General features: G+C 63.6%; 18 protein-coding genes. 9 read left to right on the top strand and 9 right to left on the bottom strand.

Annotated features, from left to right (window positions below; all coding sequences use genetic code 11):
• Nucleotides 1–68 precede the first annotated feature (68 nt).
• The 7 genes from folE2 to AC07OJ_RS11830 are packed head-to-tail and all read left to right on the top strand — an operon-like array spanning nucleotide 69 to nucleotide 5,694.
• Nucleotides 69–965, top strand: a complete 897-nt coding sequence (folE2, locus tag AC07OJ_RS11860; RefSeq protein WP_495094581.1) for a GTP cyclohydrolase FolE2 — start codon at nucleotides 69–71, stop codon at nucleotides 963–965.
• Nucleotides 962–1,630, top strand: coding sequence for a metal ABC transporter ATP-binding protein (locus AC07OJ_RS11855; protein ID WP_106802246.1), 669 nt, complete (start codon nucleotides 962–964; stop codon nucleotides 1,628–1,630). The genes folE2 and AC07OJ_RS11855 overlap by 4 nt, the downstream gene beginning before the upstream one ends.
• The gene (locus AC07OJ_RS11850) at nucleotides 1,630–2,496 is read left to right on the top strand and encodes a metal ABC transporter permease (protein ID WP_065902624.1); all 867 of its coding nucleotides are present in this window, start codon (nucleotides 1,630–1,632) and stop codon (nucleotides 2,494–2,496) included. The genes AC07OJ_RS11855 and AC07OJ_RS11850 overlap by 1 nt, the downstream gene beginning before the upstream one ends.
• Before the next feature lie 11 nt (nucleotides 2,497–2,507).
• Nucleotides 2,508–3,386: a metal ABC transporter substrate-binding protein gene (locus tag AC07OJ_RS11845; protein WP_120450584.1), complete on the top strand. Its 879-nt coding sequence runs from the start codon at nucleotides 2,508–2,510 to the stop codon at nucleotides 3,384–3,386.
• Nucleotides 3,383–3,796, top strand: coding sequence for a phosphoribosyl-AMP cyclohydrolase (hisI, locus tag AC07OJ_RS11840; RefSeq protein ID WP_065902628.1), 414 nt, complete (start codon nucleotides 3,383–3,385; stop codon nucleotides 3,794–3,796). Before AC07OJ_RS11845 ends, hisI begins: the two co-directional genes overlap by 4 nt.
• Nucleotides 3,793–4,353 (top strand): gamma carbonic anhydrase family protein, encoded by a 561-nt coding sequence (locus AC07OJ_RS11835; RefSeq protein ID WP_048721911.1) that lies wholly within the window; start codon nucleotides 3,793–3,795, stop codon nucleotides 4,351–4,353. Before hisI ends, AC07OJ_RS11835 begins: the two co-directional genes overlap by 4 nt.
• A 3-nt stretch (nucleotides 4,354–4,356) precedes the next feature.
• Nucleotides 4,357–5,694, top strand: a complete 1,338-nt coding sequence (locus tag AC07OJ_RS11830) for a dihydroorotase (RefSeq protein ID WP_495005732.1) — start codon at nucleotides 4,357–4,359, stop codon at nucleotides 5,692–5,694.
• On the opposite strand, the gene AC07OJ_RS11825 is transcribed toward AC07OJ_RS11830, so the two are convergent.
• Nucleotides 5,691–6,212: a DUF3617 domain-containing protein gene (locus tag AC07OJ_RS11825; RefSeq protein ID WP_065902631.1), complete on the bottom strand. Its 522-nt coding sequence runs from the start codon at nucleotides 6,210–6,212 to the stop codon at nucleotides 5,691–5,693. The genes AC07OJ_RS11830 and AC07OJ_RS11825 overlap by 4 nt on opposite strands.
• Nucleotides 6,213–6,342: 130 nt before the next feature.
• On the opposite strand from AC07OJ_RS11825, the gene cls reads away from it, so the two are divergent.
• The gene (cls, locus tag AC07OJ_RS11820) at nucleotides 6,343–7,782 is read left to right on the top strand and encodes a cardiolipin synthase (protein ID WP_065902633.1); all 1,440 of its coding nucleotides are present in this window, start codon (nucleotides 6,343–6,345) and stop codon (nucleotides 7,780–7,782) included.
• A 137-nt stretch (nucleotides 7,783–7,919) separates the two neighbouring features.
• Here cls and cfaB read toward each other — a convergent pair whose 3' ends face one another.
• From cfaB to hflK (AC07OJ_RS11780), 8 genes are all read right to left on the bottom strand, one after another.
• Nucleotides 7,920–9,104, bottom strand: coding sequence for a C17 cyclopropane fatty acid synthase CfaB (gene cfaB / locus AC07OJ_RS11815; protein WP_065902635.1), 1,185 nt, complete (start codon nucleotides 9,102–9,104; stop codon nucleotides 7,920–7,922).
• An 87-nt stretch (nucleotides 9,105–9,191) separates the two neighbouring features.
• Entirely contained in the window at nucleotides 9,192–9,980 is a 789-nt protein-coding gene (locus tag AC07OJ_RS11810; protein ID WP_495094580.1) for an HvfC/BufC family peptide modification chaperone, read from the bottom strand.
• Nucleotides 9,971–10,816 carry an MNIO family bufferin maturase gene (bufB, locus tag AC07OJ_RS11805; protein WP_106805593.1) on the bottom strand — a complete coding sequence of 282 codons (846 nt, stop codon included), beginning with the start codon at nucleotides 10,814–10,816 and terminating at the stop codon, nucleotides 9,971–9,973. The genes AC07OJ_RS11810 and bufB overlap by 10 nt, the downstream gene beginning before the upstream one ends.
• 68 nt (nucleotides 10,817–10,884) lie before the next feature.
• Complete coding sequence (gene bufA2, locus AC07OJ_RS11800; RefSeq protein ID WP_065902641.1) at nucleotides 10,885–11,136, bottom strand: BufA2 family periplasmic bufferin-type metallophore; 252 nt, start codon at nucleotides 11,134–11,136, stop codon at nucleotides 10,885–10,887.
• Nucleotides 11,137–11,251: 115 nt separating this feature from the next.
• The gene (locus AC07OJ_RS11795; protein ID WP_495094579.1) at nucleotides 11,252–13,138 is read right to left on the bottom strand and encodes a cation-translocating P-type ATPase; all 1,887 of its coding nucleotides are present in this window, start codon (nucleotides 13,136–13,138) and stop codon (nucleotides 11,252–11,254) included.
• Nucleotides 13,135–14,169, bottom strand: a complete 1,035-nt coding sequence (hflK, locus tag AC07OJ_RS11790) for a protease modulator HflK (RefSeq protein WP_106805591.1) — start codon at nucleotides 14,167–14,169, stop codon at nucleotides 13,135–13,137. The genes AC07OJ_RS11795 and hflK (AC07OJ_RS11790) overlap by 4 nt, the downstream gene beginning before the upstream one ends.
• Nucleotides 14,166–15,152 carry a protease modulator HflC gene (gene hflC / locus AC07OJ_RS11785; protein ID WP_371920718.1) on the bottom strand — a complete coding sequence of 329 codons (987 nt, stop codon included), beginning with the start codon at nucleotides 15,150–15,152 and terminating at the stop codon, nucleotides 14,166–14,168. The genes hflK (AC07OJ_RS11790) and hflC overlap by 4 nt, the downstream gene beginning before the upstream one ends.
• A 9-nt stretch (nucleotides 15,153–15,161) precedes the next feature.
• Complete coding sequence (gene hflK, locus AC07OJ_RS11780) at nucleotides 15,162–17,087, bottom strand: protease modulator HflK (RefSeq protein WP_495094578.1); 1,926 nt, start codon at nucleotides 17,085–17,087, stop codon at nucleotides 15,162–15,164.
• Between the two features lie 304 nt (nucleotides 17,088–17,391).
• Between hflK (AC07OJ_RS11780) and AC07OJ_RS11775 the strand changes: the two genes are divergently transcribed.
• Complete coding sequence (locus tag AC07OJ_RS11775; RefSeq protein WP_495094577.1) at nucleotides 17,392–18,015, top strand: CDP-alcohol phosphatidyltransferase family protein; 624 nt, start codon at nucleotides 17,392–17,394, stop codon at nucleotides 18,013–18,015.
• Nucleotides 18,016–18,020 lie beyond the last annotated feature (5 nt).

Genomic DNA, 18,020 nt, shown 5'->3' with positions numbered 1-18,020 from the left:
GAAAAATCATCGTCGACTCAATAGTTATAATATAACATGTCTTTTTATTTCCAACGATGGACCTGCTCATGAATGCGCTGACTCTGCCGGATATCGCCGCGCAGGCTTCACGCCAAGCCTTGCCACTCGACTGGGTCGGCATGTGCGGTATCGCCTTGCCGATCCTCATCGACGGCCATCGCCTGGCCGCCACCGCCGATGCCGGCGTCAGCCTGGACGATGGCGCCGCCCGTGGCATTCATATGTCACGCCTGTACCTGGCACTGGAGATGCTCGACCAGCAGCCCCTTACGCCGGCACTTCTGCGTAATGTACTGCAGCGTTTTCTCGACAGTCATGAAGGTTTATCTAAGAACGCCTACCTGCGGATCCACACCGATTTGCTGCTCAAACGCCCGGCGTTGGTCAGCCCGCTGGCCGGCTGGAAAAGCTACCCGGTGAGCATCGAAGCGCGTCTGCAAAACCAGATGTTCCACGTGGAACTAAAAATTGACGTTACTTATTCCTCGACTTGCCCTTGCTCGGCTGCCCTCGCCAGGCAATTGATTCAGCAGCAATTTGTTGAAGATTTCGGCAACACGCCTTTGCAACATGAAGACGTCCTCACCTGGCTCGGCAGCGCCAACGGCATTGTTGCCACGCCCCACAGCCAGCGCAGCAGTGCGCAGTTGTTGATCGAGCTGGACGGCCAACAGCCCGAACTGCCCATCACCGCGCTGATCGACGACGTCGAGGCGGCCCTCGGCACCGCCGTACAAACCGCTGTAAAACGCGCGGACGAACAAGCCTTCGCCCTGGCCAACGGGCAGAACCTGATGTTCTGCGAAGACGCTGCCCGCCGCCTGAACCTCGCCTTGAAGCGCTCGGATGCCATCAACGCCTTCCACCTGAAAGTGATCCACGCCGAAAGCCTGCACGCGCACGATGCCGTGGCTGAAAGCCGCTGGACGAGACCCTCTGCATGATCACCTGCACCGCTTTGCGCTGGGGCGCCCCCGGCCAACCGCTGACGCCGGCGGTGGATTTCACCTTGGAAAAAGGCAGCCTCACCGGCATCATCGGCGCCAACGGCACCGGCAAGAGCAGCTTGCTCAAAGTCATCGCCGGCCTGCAGAAACCGCTGGCCGGTAAAGTGACCGTGGATGTTCCACGCCGCGGCGGCCTGTCGTTTCTGCCTCAGCAACAGCACCTCGACCGCCAGTTCCCCATCAGCCTGCAAGAGTTGGTTGCCGCCGGTTTCTGGGGCACCCGGCTCACGCCGCCGCAACGCAGCGAACGCCTGCAAGCAGTACTCGAAGACTGGTGCCTCAGCGGCCTTGAACATCGCCCGTTGATGGCCTTGTCCGGCGGCGAACTGCAACGCGCCCTGCTCGCCCGCATGAGCCTGGCCGAAGCGCCAGTGTTGCTGCTCGACGAACCCCACGCTGCCCTCGACGAAGAAGGCCAGGCGCTGTGCTGGAAACATGTGCACGCCTGGCACGATGAAGGCCGCACCGTGGTGATCGTTTGTCACGACCTCGCGTCCGTGCGCCACCACACCCAGCAAGTGGTGCAGATCAAGAGCACCGGCTGCGTGTTCGGGGCCAGTAAAGAGCTGATCCGCCCGCAACCGCACATGCAGGTGGCTTGATGCACTTCGCCGCCCACCTGTGGATGCCCTTCCTCGACTTCGTGTTCATGCGTCGCGCCTTGATCGGCGGCCTGGTACTGGCTTGCAGCACCGCGCCGCTGGGGGTGTTTCTGATCCTGCGGCGCATGAGCCTGATCGGTGACGCCGTCGCCCACGGCATCCTGCCCGGCGCCGCGCTGGGCTTCTGGTTCGCTGGCCTGAGCCTGCCCGCGCTGACCATCGGCGGCCTCGGCGCAGGCCTGGGCATGGCCGGCCTGTCGGCGTGGATCACCCGCCGCACCGGCCTGCGCGAAGACGCCAGCCTCGCCGCCATCTACCCGATCTCGCTCGCCGCCGGGGTGCTGATCCTGGGCATCGCCGGCAAGCGCCTGGACCTTTTGCACCTGCTGTTCGGTTCCGCCCTGGCGGTGGATGAAACCACCCTGACCGGCATGCTCTGGGTCTCCGGTTTCAGCCTGCTCGCCATGGCGCTGATCTACAAACCGCTGCTGCTGGACACCCTCGACCCGCTGTTCCTGCAAACCGTCAGCCGCCTCGGCCCGCTCGCCCATGGGTTGTTCCTGACCCTGGTGGTACTGAACCTGGTGATCGGCTTCCAGGCTATCGGCGCGTTGATGGTGGTGGGTTTGATGATGTTGCCGGCCATCGCTTCACGTTTCTGGAGCCGGCGCCTGCCGGTGCTGATCGCGGTATCGGCGGTGCTGGGATGCCTGTCGGTGTGGTTTGGCTTGCTGCTGTCGTTCTACTACTCGCTACCCAGCGGCCCGGCGATCGTGCTGGTGGCTGGCGTCGGGTATTTGCTGTCCGTGGTCTTCGGTCCGGTGCACGGCTTGCTGCGCCGCCCGCCCTTGCTGTCATCCCAATGAGGTGTTTCCCGATGCGCGCTCTACTCGTGCTGTTCAGTCTGGTGCTGTCGTTATCGACGGCCCAGGCCGCTGACAAACTCCAGGTGGTTACCAGTTTCAGTATTCTCGATGACATCACCCACCAGATCGGTGGCGATCACATCCAGATCAGCAACATGGTCGGCCCGGATTCCGACGCCCACACCTACGAGCCCACTCCGGACGACGCCAAGGCGCTGCTCAAGGCCAGGCTGATCATCAAGAACGGCCTGGGCTTCGAACCCTGGCTGGACCGCCTGGTGACCAGCACCGAAACCAAGGCCACCGTGGTCACCGCCAGCAAGGGCGTGATTTCCCACACCATGGAAGAGGACGGCGAAACCATCCCCGACCCGCACGCCTGGCACAACCTGGCCAACGCCGAAATCTACGTGAACAACATCACCAAGGCCTTGGTCGCCGCCGACCCGGCCAACAAGGCCGACTACCTGCGCAACAGCCAGGCCTACCTGAAAGAAATCTACCGTCTGCTGGCCGAAGCCAAGACCAAGTTCGGCGCACTGCCGCCGGGCAACCGCCGCATCGTCACCTCCCATGACGCCTTCGGTTACCTGGGCCAGGCCTATGGCATCGAGTTCCTCGCGCCCCAAGGCTTGTCCACCGAGCGTGAACCGTCGGCTGCCGAAGTCGCTGCGCTGATTACCCAGATCCGCAAAGACAAGGTCAAGGCGGTGTTCATGGAAAACATCAAGGACTCGCGCCTGCTCAAGCAGATCGCTGACGAAAGCGGCGCGCAGATCGGCGGCACGCTGTACTCCGATGCCCTGGCCGCCGAAGGCCCGGCCAGCACCTTCACCGGGCTGTTCGAATACAACCTCAACACCCTGTGCGCCGCCCTGGGCAAGCCATGACCGTGAGCATGCTCGAACTGGAAGAGGCTGCCCTCGGCAGCCGCTTTCCACTCGATCCGGTGCTCGATGCCTTGGCGTGGAACAGCGATGGACTGATTGCCGCCATTGCCCAGCAACACGGCAGCGGCGAGGTATTGATGCTGGCCTGGATGAACCGCCAGGCCCTCACCGAAACCCTGGCCACCGGGCAGGTCTGCTACTGGTCGCGCTCGCGTCGGCAACTGTGGCGCAAAGGCGAGTCGTCCGGCCACTGGCAGCAACTGGTGGAAGCGCGACTCGATTGCGACGGCGACGCGGTGCTGCTGATCGTCGACCAGCAAGGCCCGGCCTGCCACACCGGCCGCCCGACCTGTTTCTACAACGCCATCGACGGTCATTACGTTCACATCATTACGGAGCCCGCCGCATGATCCGCAAGAACCCTTCCGGCGATCTGCCGGTGATCGCCGAATCGGCCTACGTCGACAAGACCGCGATCATCTGCGGCAAGGTCATCATCGGTGAGAACGTGTTCGTCGGCCCCTACGCCGTGATCCGCGCCGACGAAGTCGACGCCAGCGGCGCGATGGATCCGATCACCATCGGCGCCAACTCGAACATCCAGGACGGCGTGGTCATCCACTCCAAGTCCGGCGCGGCGGTGACCATCGGCGAGTTCACCTCGATCGCACACCGCTCCATCGTCCACGGCCCCTGCTCCGTCGGCGACCGTGTGTTCATCGGCTTCAACAGCGTGCTGTTCAATTGCGCCGTGGGCGACGGCTGCGTAGTGCGCCACAACTCGGTGGTCGACGGCCGCGACTTGCCCGCCGCGTTTTACGTGCCCTCCACCACGCGCATCGGGCCCAACACCGACCTGTCGCAATTCCCGCCGGTCAGCGTCAGCGCCTCGGAGTTTTCCGAAGACGTGGCGCGTACCAACGTCGACCTGGTGCGCGGCTATAAAGCCTTGCAAAACGAGTTCTGAACCATGAGCCGCCTGCTGATCCGCAACGCCCGCCTGGTGAATGAGGGCCAGGAGTTCGACGCCGACGTACTGCTTGCCAACGGCCGCATCGAGAAGATCGCCGCCAGCATCGAGGGCTGCAATGCGCCGGTGGCCATTGACGCCCAAGGCCAGTGGCTGCTGCCGGGCATGATCGATGACCAAGTGCATTTCCGCGAGCCTGGCGCACCGGACAAAGGCAGTTTCTACAGCGAGTCCCGGGCGGCCGTGGCCGGTGGCATCACCAGTTTCATGGACATGCCCAACACCAACCCGGCCACGCTGACCCTGGAAGCCCTGGCCGATAAAAAGCGCCGCGCGGCCCTGCACTCGGTGGCCAACTACGGCTTTCACTTCGGCGTGAGCAACGACAACCTCGACACCGTTGCCGCGCTCGATCCGCGCGAAGTGGCCGGGGTCAAAGTGTTCATGGGCGCCTCCACCGGCAACATGCTGGTAGACGACCCGAAGGTCCTGGAGCGACTGTTTGCCGAGGTGCCCACCCTGCTCCTTGCCCACTGCGAACACACGCCGAGCATCCAGGCCAATGAACAGCGCCTGCGCGAGCGCTTCGGGGACAAGATCCCGGCGGTTGCCCACCCGCTGATCCGCGATGCCGAGGCGTGTTATCGCTCGTCTTCTTTTGCCGTGGAGTTGGCCAGGCGCTTGGGTACGCGCTTGCACGTACTGCACCTGACCAGCGCCCGAGAGTTGGAACTGTTTGAAGACCTGCCCCTCGCGCAAAAGCACATCACGGCGGAAGTCTGCGTGCACCACCTGCTGTTCGATGACCGCGACTATCACCGCCTTGGCCACCAGATCAAATGCAACCCGGCGATCAAGACCCGCGCCGACCGCGACGCCCTGCGCCGGGCCTTGTTGAGTGATCGCCTGGATGTGATTGGCACTGATCATGCGCCGCATACCTGGACGCAAAAGCAGCTGGGGTACCGGGACGCGCCAGCGGGTCTGCCGCTGGTGCAGCACGCGCTGCCGGCGCTGCTGGAATTGGTCGCCGACGGGCTGCTGCCGTTGACCACCCTGGTGGCGAAAACCAGCCACCGCGTCGCCGACTTGTTCGCCATCCCGGATCGGGGTTATTTACGTGAAGGGTATTGGGCCGACCTGGTGCTGATCAAACCCGAACCTGCAGGCAAGCCGGTCAGCGACGAGCCGATCCTGGCCCGCTGCGGCTGGACGCCGTTTGCCGAGCGGCGCTTTCGCCACAGCGTCAGCACCACGTTGGTGTCCGGCCACCTGGCCTGGCACAAAGGCCAGGTGGTCGACAGCTGCCAGGGCTTGCCGCTGCATTTCCTGCGTTAAGCGCGGGGCTTGACCGTACCGCAATCGTTGCCGAGCCACTGCGCATGACTGTCCAGGCTGCCCTTCTGCTGGATGCCGGTGGCATTGAAGGTACCGTTGACGGTGGTGGTGAATTCTTTCTGGCTCTGGAAGGTTGCGACGCCAGTGCCCTGGGCTTTGGGGCAGCTGAAGCGGAATTTCCACTGGTTGCCGGTCTTGTCGGTCACTTCCTGTTTGCAGCCCGATTGCGGGTCGGTCAGGGGGATCGAGTCCGAGGCGACTTGCGCCGGCGTGAGGCACACCTGCACGCCTTTGCCGGCCATGGTGATGCCTTGTTTTTCCAGCATCGCACGCTGTTCGGGGGTCATCTGTTGCTTGAGCTGACCGAGGATCAAGGACAGGTCCGGCAGGTCCTGGTTATCGACTTTCATGTTGCTGGTGGTCAATTCCCACAAGCCCGGCGCCAGCATCTGCGCCTGCGCCGCCACGGGCAGCGACACACCAATAACCATGGCCAAACCAAGCAGACGAGCATTCATCGGGTAACTCCTGGGCAATTGTGGGCGTTAGACGCCGCAAAAGTGCCAGTGTTGCACGGCAAATAAAATAGCGACATTCGCAGCCGTTCATGGTCTGTTAGGCACTGGATTGTCTGGAGTCATGTCGTCCATGGATTTTTTTGGCCCGCACCTGCTCGCCTACTTCATCGCCACGCTGCACTTTCTCGGGACTCTCGCCGCGATCCACGCGGTGCTGACCGTCAGGACCGCCCAAGGCTCGATCGCCTGGGCCTTGTCGCTGATGTTCATGCCCTACCTGACGCTGATTCCCTACCTGATTTTCGGCCGCAGCACCTTCGACGCCTACATCCAGGCGCGGCGCCAGGCCAACCAGGAAATGCACACCGCGATCACCGAGCTGAACTGGCGCCCGTGGGTCGAGGAAGCCCTGGCCGCGCGCAACTCCAGCGCCTACGCCTCGCTGCGCGCCATGCCCAAGTTGGGCCGCATGCCGTGCCTGGCAAACAACGAGGTGCGCTTGCTGATCAATGGCGAGGCTACGTTCAGCGCGATCTTCGACGCCATCCGCCGCGCGAAGACGGCCGTGCTGTTCCAGTTCTTCATCATTCACGACGATGAGTTGGGCCGCCAACTGCACACCTTGCTGACAGCCAAGGCCGCCGAGGGCGTGGATATTCACGTGCTCTACGACCGCATCGGCAGCCACGCCCTGCCCCATCACTATGTGCAATCGCTGCGCGACGCCGGGGTCAAGGTCAAGGCCTTCGCCACCCGCAGCGGCTGGCTCAATCGCTTTCAGGTCAACTTCCGCAACCACCGCAAGATCGTCGTGGTGGATGGCGTCACTGGATTTGTCGGCGGGCATAACGTCGGCGATGAATACCTCGGCAAAAAGCCGCCGCTGGCGCCGTGGCGCGATACCCATGTGCAGGTCACCGGGCCGGTGGTTGCATGCCTGCAGGAGTCGTTTGCCGAAGACTGGTTCTGGGCCGCACGCGAGTTGCCGCCGCTGATCCTGCCGGACGCCTACCCGGAAGACGGTGTGCTCTGCCAATTGCTCGCCAGCGGCCCGGCCGACCCGTATGAAACCTGCTCGCTGTTTTTCGTCGAGGCCATCCATGCGGCGACCGAGCGCGTGTGGATCACCAGCCCGTATTTCATCCCCGACGAAGCCGTGTTTGCCGCGCTGCGCCTGGCGGTGCTGCGTGGGGTGGATGTGCGCCTGCTGCTGCCGTCGCGCCCCGACCACCGCATCGTCTACGCCGCGTCCAGCCTGTATGCGATCGAAGCGGTACGCGCCGGGGTTCGTGTATTCCGCTACACGCCGGGCTTTTTGCATCAGAAGGTGGTGTTGGTCGATAGCGAGATCAGCGCCATCGGCAGTGCGAACATGGACAACCGCTCATTCCGGTTGAATTTCGAAGTGATGTTGCTCACGGTCGACGAAGCCTTCGCCCAGCAAGTGGAACAGATGCTGCTCGACGACTTCGCCCTGGCCCATGAAGTCAGCCAGGAAGAAAGCCGCGAAACCCGCCGCCTGCAACAACTGGGCATGCGGGTGGCGCGGCTTATTTCACCCATTCTCTAGCGATCAATACGCGATCCATGTGAGAGCAGGCTTTCCCGCGAAGGCGTTACATCAGTACTCGATGAGTCACTGATAAAGCGCTTTCGCGAGCAAGCCCGCTCCCACATCTAGATCACCGCAGTTGTCGTGATTGTGTTTCAGCGGTAGATATCTTCCCGCGTCCACGGCAGTTCATGGCTGCCATCGGCGTGCGGCTTGACCGCGAGGATCTGGTGCAGGTTGATCCAGCCGCGTGCGAACGCATAGGCGCAACCGGCCAGGTACAGCCGCCAGATACGCAGCGCCTGGTCCGGCACCATCTTCGCCGCCGCTTCCAGGTTGTCTTCCAACCGCTCGCTCCAGTGGTCCAGCGTGCGCGCGTAATGCAGGCGCAGGCTTTCGACATCGACCACTTCCAGCCCGACCTCACTGATTTCGGCGGTCATCATCGCCAGGTGCGGCAACTCGCCGTTGGGGAAGACATAACGTTCGATAAAATCACCGGCACCACGGCCCACAGGTCGACCGTCGGTGTGCTTGGCGGTAATGCCGTGGTTCATCACCAGGCCGCCTTCGCGTACCGCACCGAACAGTGTCTTGCAGTATTCCGCCAGGTTGGCATGACCGACGTGTTCAAACATCCCCACGCTGACCACTTTGTCGAAACGGCCATCCTGGGGCAGGTCGCGGTAATCCAGCAGTTGCAGGTCGACCTGGTCTTCCAGGCCCTCGGCCTTGACCCGTTCCCGGGCCAGCGCCAACTGCTCCTTGCTCAGGGTAATGCCAAATACTTTGACGCCGAACTCCCGCGCGGCATACCGCGCCAACCCGCCCCAACCGCAGCCGACGTCGAGCAGATACTCGCCCGGCTGCAGGCGCAGCTTGCGGCACAGATGGCGGAATTTGTCTTGTTGGGCCTGGTCGATGGACTCGCTGCCGGTTTCGAAATAACCGCAGGAATACGCCATGTCCTGGTCCAGCCACAGCTGGTAGAACTCGTTGGACAGGTCGTAGTGGTAGGAAATCGCCGCTGCGTCAGTGGCCTTATCGTGGATCGAGCGCACCGGACGACTCCCCTCGTCGTCATCGATCAGGGCGTGACTCAATTCATCACACACCCGGATCACTTCGCTGATGGAGCCTTCCAGCTCCAGTTTGCCCTCGACAAAGGCTGCGCCCAATGAATCGAGCGTGGGATGGGTGAGCTTGGAGACAACCGTGGGGTCCTTCACCACGATGGTCACACTGGGATCGGGTCCCAGGTTGAATTCATGGCCATCCCAGAGTCGAAGACGCAGCGGTAGCTGAAGATTCTGTAAGGCCGGTGGAAGTTGCGCGAGCATGAGTAGTCCCCCCTTGTTTCAGACGTCTGGTGTGAGGGTAGACCATCCGAAGACAAAGTAGGAGGCTATCGATTTGATAGCGTTCTTCTATGGGGCTCGGCGCTCGAGCAAACCGTCCTGGATCCACTGTTTAAGCCACGTGACCGCTTGCAATGGGGCTCCCTCTGCATAAGTGACCTGCAGCTGCTCGCACAGTTCTGAAAAATTCCAGCCGGTGGTCACCATACCGGCCAGCGCGCAGGCTTCTGCCGGCTCCAGGCTGCGGTAATGGCACACATTCTGATGACGCCACACCAGGCAGATGTGCGCCAACGCCAACGCCTGGCTGGGCGGGAAGGCGGACTCCTCCTTGCTGGCCCGCCAGAGCGCCAGCGTATTGAAGTGGCAGAGCAACTGCTGCACCGAGGGCGCCAGACTGACCTGCAGCGCCGGCCAGGCTTCAGGCGGCAACGATGCCATGTCGTCCAGGGTCAGTGGCTGCCCTGATGGCGCATCGAATGCGAGGGTGAAGGCCCATTCCAAGCGCGCCAGCTCGGCCAGCGGCGCACTCTGTTCGGCCACCAGGTGTTCGAGGATAAACGCCGGGAACCGCTCGCCCAGCCAACGCAAACTGTAATGGGCCGACGGATAACGCCGCACGTAGGCCTCGGTCAGCGCGGCGAACTCATCGTCCCCAAGCCAATATCGGATGGCGCTGAAGTCATGCCGCAACACGTCCTGCAGCCGTGACAGGTAGGCGTTGTGGTAAATCGCCAGGCCCGTGTCCACGTCCAGCGTCGGCCCACCCAGCAAAGTGGCGGCAAAGCTGCTGTTGGCCAGCGGGGCTTCAGATAACACATGCTGTTCAAACGCCAGCTGCCAATCGGTCAGGCGCATAACGATCTCCGGGCCAGGGCGCTAGCACCCAACGCGCGAGCCTTGTCCAACTCGGTGAGCAACACGTCGAACGGCGGGAAATGATCATCGCGCTCCAACAGCGTCGAGACCGGCCCCAGGTGCTCCAACGTCTGCTGGTACAGCGCCCACACCGGATCACATACCGGTTGGTCATGGGTATCGACGACATAATCGCCGTAGTCCATATGCCCGGCCAGGTGCAGTTGGCGAATGCTCGCAGGCGGCAGGTTGCGGATGAAGGTCCAGGCGTCGAACCCGTGGTTGCGCGAGCTGACGTAGACGTTATTGACGTCCAGCAGCAATTGGCACCCCGACAAGTGCGTCAGCGCGTTGAGGAATTCCCACTCGGTAAATTCATCGGCCTTCGAGCGCACATAGCTGGAGACGTTTTCCAGCACCAGCGGGCGCTGCAGAACGTCCTGCACCTGCCGCACGCGTGCGGCCACGTGGTAAAGGCTTTCTTCGGTGTAGGGCAACGGCAGCAGGTCGTGCAACTGGTGCGCGCTGCCGCGGCTCCAGCACAGATGATCGGAAATCCACGCCGGCTGGATGCGTTCGGCGAGGGCGTGGAGCTGCTTCAGGTAATCGGTATCAAGGGCATGCGGCCCGCCGATGGACAGGGACACACCGTGCATCACCAGCGGATAACGCTCGGCGATTGCGTCCAGGTAGTACAGGGCTTTGCCGCCCTGCACCAGGTAATTTTCGGAGATCACTTCGAACCAATCCACCGGCGGCGATTGTTCGAGGATCTGCTGGTAGTACTCGCTGCGTAAGCCCAGGCCGTAACCGAGGCTCGCAAGAGAAGTGGGCATAGGACACTCCAAGGTAAAAGTGTCCGCAGCGGTGGGAGGCAGCCGCTGCGGTTGCACTCGGTTGCCGGTTACTCGCCGACGGTGCCGCCTTTCTGGTCGCACATGGCCTTGCTCATGGAGAGGAAGCCCTGGCCTTTGCAAGAACCCTGGCCTTTGCACGCATGGTCCTTGGTTTTGCAGTCGTTCTGGCCTTTGCAGGCGTTGACGCCATAGCAATGAACCGAGGCGTCTGCGGCTTGGACCTGGGTAGCAACACCGGCAAACATCGTAGCGGCGGCCATGGCGAGAGCGGCACCGGCAGCAGCGGATTTAATGTTCATTTTGTAGTCCTCATGATCGGTAGTGGAGTCGGTCTGAACGGATTGTTCAGTCTCGACACACCACTAGAGTGAGGCCCCCTGCCGGCGTTACAGCGCTACGAAAATAATTCGAAAATTATTCCTCAAGCTTCAGCAGCGGCTCCTGAAACCGCAGCAAACGCCCGGCATTGCCCAGTACCAGCAAGGTGCTGAGGTTGTGCAGCACCGCCGCAATCATGGCCCCGGCGGCGCCCAGCCAGCCGAAGGCGGCAAACACCACGATGGCCAGCGTCCAGCCCAGGCCGATGATCACGTTGACCTGCAACGTGTGCCGGCACTGGCGACTCAAGCGCACGCAGGTGCCCAGCCGGCGCAGGTCGCTGCCGATCAACACCACATCCGCCGAGGCCAGCGCGATATCCGCGCCGCCCGCGCCCATGGCCACGCCGACCACACCGGCCTTGAGCGCCAGGGAATCGTTGATGCCGTCGCCCACCACCATGGGCCGAAAGCCGCTGTCGATCTCGCCGAGCACGCGGTTGAGCTTGTCTTCCGGCAGGGCCTGGGCTTCGACATCACTGATGCCCACGTCCAGCGCCAGGCTGTCGGCCACACTCTGACGGTCGCCGGTCAGCAGCAATTGGCGGCCCAGGCCGAGGTCGCGCAGTTCCTGCAGCGCCTGGCGGGCTTCGGGCTTGACGCTGTCGGCGAGCAATAGCCAGGCGACGAATTGCCCCTTCAGCGCCAGCCCGGCAATCGGGCCGTCGTGGTCAGGAACAGGCGTCGCGGCGATACCCAATTGCTCGAACAACTCCGGACGCCCCAGCGCCGCCTCGCCCTGTTCGGTCTGTGCCACCACGCCCAGGCCCTGGCGCTCGCGGATATCGCTGAGCGCCAGCCGTTGTTCCGGCGCCGCCAGTTCCGCCAACGCGCGGCTGACCGGGTGGCTGCTGGCCGAGCCGAGGCTGGCCGCCAGGTTGAGCAGCGCCTGGCGATCCATCGATGCGCTCTCGATGGACTGCAAGCGCAAGGTGCCAAAGGTCAGGGTGCCGGTCTTGTCGACCACCAGCGAGGTCAGGTCCGCCAACTCTTCGAGGAAGGCCGAGCTGCGAATCAGAATCCCATGCCGTGCCGCCACGGCAATTCCGGCAATCGCCGTGGCCGGGGCCGACAACACCAACGCACACGGGCACGCCGCCACCAGCACAGCCAACATCGCCTGGGCGTCATTGGTCACAAACCAGGTCACCGCCGCCAGCAATAGCACCAGCACCATGTAGCTGCCGGCGTAACGCTCCAGCAGCCGCGTGATCGGTGGCTTGGAACGCTCGGCGTTCTGCATCAGCGCAATCACCTTGCCCAGCGTCGACTCATTGCCGGTGCGGGTCACTTGCAAACGCAACAGGCCGTCGAGGTTGATCGCGCCACCAAACACTTGGACGCCGACATGGGCCTCCAGCGGCACCGACTCGCCAGTGATCGGCGCCGTGTCCAGGCTGGCCTGGCCCGACAGCACCACGCCATCCGCCGGCACGCGGTCACCGGCGCGCACTTCAACGATATCGCCGGGGTTCAGCGTGCCGTTATCCACCTCATGGATGCTGCCATCGGCGTGCACCCGACGGGCATGGCTGCGCGTCAATTTACCCAGGGCGTGGATCGCCTCCTGGGAGCCGATGACACTGCGCTCCTCCAGCACATGCCCGAAAATCATGATGATCGGCAGCAGTGCGGCGGTCAGCAGGTCACCGGTGGCCCACGCCCCCATCATCGCGAGGGCGATCAACTGGTCGGTGATGCCATGCAGGCTGGGGAAGCGCAGGCTGTACCAGGCCGAGCGCATTACCGGCACCGCGACCAGCAAGGACGCCGCGCCGAGCAGCAATTGACTGACGCCACCCTGGTCCGGCGCCAGCCAGCGCCAGACCAGGCCCAGCACCAGCAAACCCAGGGCGAGCATCGCCAGGGTCAATTGCCGGGCGGCGCTGCGCTGCTCGGCGGAGGTCAACATGGGTGCGCTCATTGTTCGGCTCCCTGGATGATCAAGCGGGAGTCGTCTTTGGGATCGACGGTGGTCACAGCGCCGGCCTGGCCGAGAATCTTCGGTAGCCGCTCGCGGTACAAACGCAGCAGCAAGCCGGGATCTTTCACCTGGGCCAGGCTCGCGACGGTAGCAGTCTGCGCCTGCGCATTGGCCAGGCGTTCGCTGGCCTGGGCATGGGCAACCTGCACCAGGCGGTCGGCCTCCTGATTGGCGGTCTGGGTGAGTTTTTCCGCGTCGGTACGCGCATTGGCCACCGCTTTGTCGGCCTGCTGGCTGGCGGTGAGCACGGCGTTGAAGGCATTTACCGCCGGGCCCGGCAAGCTTGATTGCACGTCGACGCGGGTGACCTGGATGCCCAATCCCAGGCCAGTGGAAGTCAACTCCGCGAGGCGCTTGTTGATGCCTTGCACCAGGTCTCCACGCAGCCTTTCGCGCCGTTGCGCGGCGCCGTTGTCGGTGCCGATCAGTTCCGGTCGCGCCACCAGGATCGTGTCCAAGTCCCGCGCGGCAGTCAGGGCCACCGCGCTGCGGGTCACCAGGCGGTCCAGCGCCGGCAGCACATGCTCGCCCTGCAACACAAACGCATAGGGCTCGGTGACTTTGTAGAACACCCGCACATCCAGCTGCACCACGCCGGCATCGCCGGTCAGCAGGTAGCCGGAGCCGGCCAGTGCGTCGCTCAACGGGGTGGCGAAACTGGCCACGCGGTCGGCCTGGATCGCCGCATCGGAACGCAGCAGGTTCTCCACGCGCCGCTCGATCACGCGATCCGCCGCCGGCAACAGCACCACTTGCTCGAACGGCTGCGGCCAGGCCAGCAACAAGCCGGCATTCTGGATGCGATCCAGCGCGCCGAAGTGCAACACCACGGCACGGTTCTGCGGGTCGATCTGCCGCACATTGGAAAACGCCCAGGCCAATGCCGCCAAAACCGTCACCGCGTAAAGCGCCAGAAAGGTCAGGCGCCCAGCCTGGATCCACGGGCTGTCCGGGCTGCCACGCTCGATCATGGCTGGACGTCCTTCGGCCCGTCCACCAATGCACGGAACGGCGCCGCGTCGGTGCGCAGGATGATCCTGGTACCCGGCGTCACGACGGTGCCCAAGGTATCCAGCGAGCGCAGCAAGTTGTACAGCTGCGGGTTGCCGGCGTAGGCACGCCCATAGATCTGCGCCGCTTCGACACGCGACTGTGCTTCGATGTCAGCCGCTTTCACCGTGGCATCGGCCTGCACGATGCGCGCATCACGCTCGGCGGCGGAACGGATCTGCGCCGCTTCACGCTTGCCCACGGCGGTGCGTTCGGTCGCGATGGTTTCGCGTTCGGCACGCATGCGGTCGACCGTCGCGGTGAGGGTGACCGACGGCAACGTCAGCCGCTCGATGCCGACCTGGGCCACGCGCACGCCATAAGTAGTGAGCAATTGTTGATCAATCTGCTGGCGCAACTGAGCCTCGAAATCGGCAATGCGCACCTGGCTGGCATCCGTATTGATCAGGCTCGACAAGTCAAAACTGGCGGCCGTGGTCTCCAGCGCCGAGCCGACAAAGGTGCGAATCTGCCGCGCCGCTTCATCCGGCTGGTTCTGCACCGCGCGCATGAAGCGCTGCACATTGTCGGCATCGCCCTGCACCTGCCACGCCACATAGGCCTGCACGATGATGCGCAGGCCGTCGCGGGTGCCTACATCCTGCAAGCCACTGGACGTGGTGCGCAGGCGCAGGTCCACCGGGATCGCCGCTTCGAACGGCGCCGGCCAGCGCCAGCCCAGGCCCGGCTCCAGCAATACCCGCGACGGGTTGCCGAAGCGGGTAATCACTGTGGCTTCACCGGAACGCACCTGCACCAGGCTCGCCGCCGCTACGGCAAACAGCACCAGCAGCACCGCCCAGGCCATGCGCCGCCAGGGGAACGGGCCTGCCGCGTGTTCATCACCATGATGAGCGTGGTGGTGATGGCCATGATGATGATCGTGAGAATGAGCGCTCAACAGACAGACTCCTTATTGAACGGCTTTACGCGGCACCGAAGGATCGGCCGGTAAGGTAAAAGAACGCAGATCGATCGTCGGCGCGCCATCGGCACCCAGGCGGTGATCCAGAATAAGCAGCTTGGCGTGGGCCAGGCCCTGGCTGAGTTGGCCGAGGTACTGCTCGAGCACAAAGGCCTGGCCGGCCGTGGCGTAGGCCTTTTGTTCGGCAGCAAAGCGCAGGTCGGCCGCCTGGGCCCCGGCCTTCACTTCACGCGCGCTGGCCAGCGCCTGGTCGCGCGCAGTACTGGCTTGCAGCAAGGCCTGGTTGGTCTGCTCGCTGGCGGCACCGCGCTCGCGAGAGATCAGGGCCTGGGCGCCAATCTGCGCGGCTTGCACGCCGTGGTAGGCATTGGCGGCACCGGCCGGTGGGTGGATGGCTTCCACGACCGTGGCGAGGATTTCCACGCCGCTGTCGAGTTTTTGCAGGTCCGCCTGCACCGCGCTGCCAATTTCGTCAGCGAGGCGAGTGCGTTGCTCGCCGAGCAATTCGTCGAGAGTGCGCGAGGCAAAGTCGTGGACCAGGATACGGCTGGCGGTGCTGCGAATCAGGGTCGGCACGTCCGCGCTGTGGTAGGTGGCGGCCAGCGCGGCCTGGTCGGTGAGGCCGATGCGATAGACAAACCGCACATCCATATTGACGATCTGGAAGCTCTGTTTGTCGCCGCTGCTGCTGGCGATCACCTGGGATTTGTCATTCACATGGCTGGCGTCCCACAACCGATTGGCGATCAACGGCGCCGGGCCCTCGGCAGGCGCCAATTCCGGCGCAGCCGCTTCGCTGACGCTGGTGGCCAACTCATGCACCACGCCATTTTCCACGTTGATGACACGGCCTAACGGCCAGGGTAGACCGGCATGCAAGCCGGGCCCGAACACCTCGACGGGCTTGCCAAAGCGTTCATAAATCCCACGCCCTTGCAGCGGTACTTCATGCACGCCGGTCAGTGTCCAGCCGACAGCCAGCACCACCAGCAGCACCGGGAAGAATGCACGGCGCATGTAGGTAAACGCCCAGATCTGGCGCAGGTCGATGCCGAAGCGGTTGTGCAGTTCATGCTGCAAGGCGAGCAACGGTTGCGGCGGCCAGCGCAGCAGGTCGGCAATAAAGCTCTGCGCCATCAAGCGCGGTTCAAGGCGTGGCTGGCGCGGGCTGAACAGCGACAGCACGGCCCGAAGCAGAAACTCCAGCGCCACCAGGGCGGGCAACAGGCCGATCAGTGTGGCGAGGCGTAGCGGCCAGACAGACGCTGCGCCGGCAAACAGCAGGCAGATCGCGCTGACCACCAGGCAAACAATCGCCACCCGGCTCAACTGTGCCAATTGCGCGGCTTCCGGCCATTGCGTGGTGGTTTCCTGAGCCAGGCGCCGCTCGAACACCAGCAAACCAAAAGCCAGTGCCAAGCCGAGCGCGGCACCGACACTGGCCGACTGCCCCACCGCCGCGGTGGGCAGCGCCAGGTTCCAGAACTCGATAACACTCACCAGCGCCAGCAGCGCCCAACCGCACAGCCACAACACCGGCGCACCGATCTGGGCCAGCAGGCCACTGCCCAGGCGGTTGGCCAGGCTTCGATGCCAGGTGACGGGGTCATCGGGCTGTTCGGTCAACACCGCCACCGGTTCTTCCAGCGCCTGGGCACGCCAATCGGCGACCCACCACGCCGACTGCAACCCGGCCACCACCACCAGCAGCGCCGAGGCACAGTTGATCAACACCACCGGCCAGATCGACAGCGGCGCAAACAGCGCGACAAACAGCGCCAGCACCCAACCGGCAACGGCCAGGGCCGTCAGGCTGATGCCGGCCTGGCGCAATCGACGGGCATGGAACAGCCCTTGCTGAAAACGCGGCAGGCCTTCCACCGAAGCGCCGTCAGCCTCTAGATCCACTTGCATCTACTTAACGCCCAGTTGTACACAATTCGTTACGATATAACACGCAGCGTGAAATTTTTGTTCGAAACCCGTGTAAAACCCCTGCGGGAGTGGGCTTGCCCACGATGGCGGTCTGTCAGTTATCGCTGTTCACCCTTACCCACCGCATTCGCGAGCCGGCCCGCTCGCTGATTTGTCCGGCGACGCCTTCTATAGCGTGACAAAACCCCCATAAACACGCGCCATCACTGGTGCAGGCCATGAATAATCGGCACACTCCAAACCAGTTTTTCGCGGGCTCACGGACAAGGAAGCGTCACTCCCCATGATTTCGATCTATCAGCTCAAGCCGCGTTTTCAAAACCTGCTGCGCCCCCTCGTGCAGCGCCTCTACGACAACGGCACCACCGCCAACCAGATCACCGTCCTGGCCGGCGTGATTTCCCTGTTGGTCGGCCTGCTGATCGCCAGCTTCGCTCAACACCTGTGGCTGTTTGCGCTGATCCCGTTGTGGATGATCCTGCGCATGGCCCTCAACGCCATCGACGGCATGCTCGCGCGTGAATTTGGCCAGCAGTCGCGCCTGGGCGCCTACCTCAATGAACTGTGCGACGTCATCGCCGACAGCGCGCTGATCCTGCCTTTCGCGCTGATCCCCGGTGTGAGCCTGGCGCCGGTGCTGCTGGTGGCGCTGCTGGCGGTATTCAGCGAATACGCCGGCGTGCTCGGGCCCATGGTCGGTGCGTCGCGCCGCTACGACGGGCCGATGGGCAAGAGTGACCGGGCCTTCGTCCTCGGCGTACTGGCCACCGGTGTTGCACTGGGTTGGCTCGGCGCGGGCTGGGTCGACACCGTGATGTGGCTGGTCGCCGCCCTGCTCGCCTACACCCTGGTCAACCGGGTGCGCCAGGGCCTCAAGGAACACTCAGATACTCCACCGATTGCATAAGGATT

The organism is Pseudomonas sp. GW821-FHT09C08, from assembly GCF_059418125.1.
The sequence above is the reverse complement of the archived record's forward strand: the minus strand, read 5'-3'. Positions and strand labels throughout refer to the sequence as shown.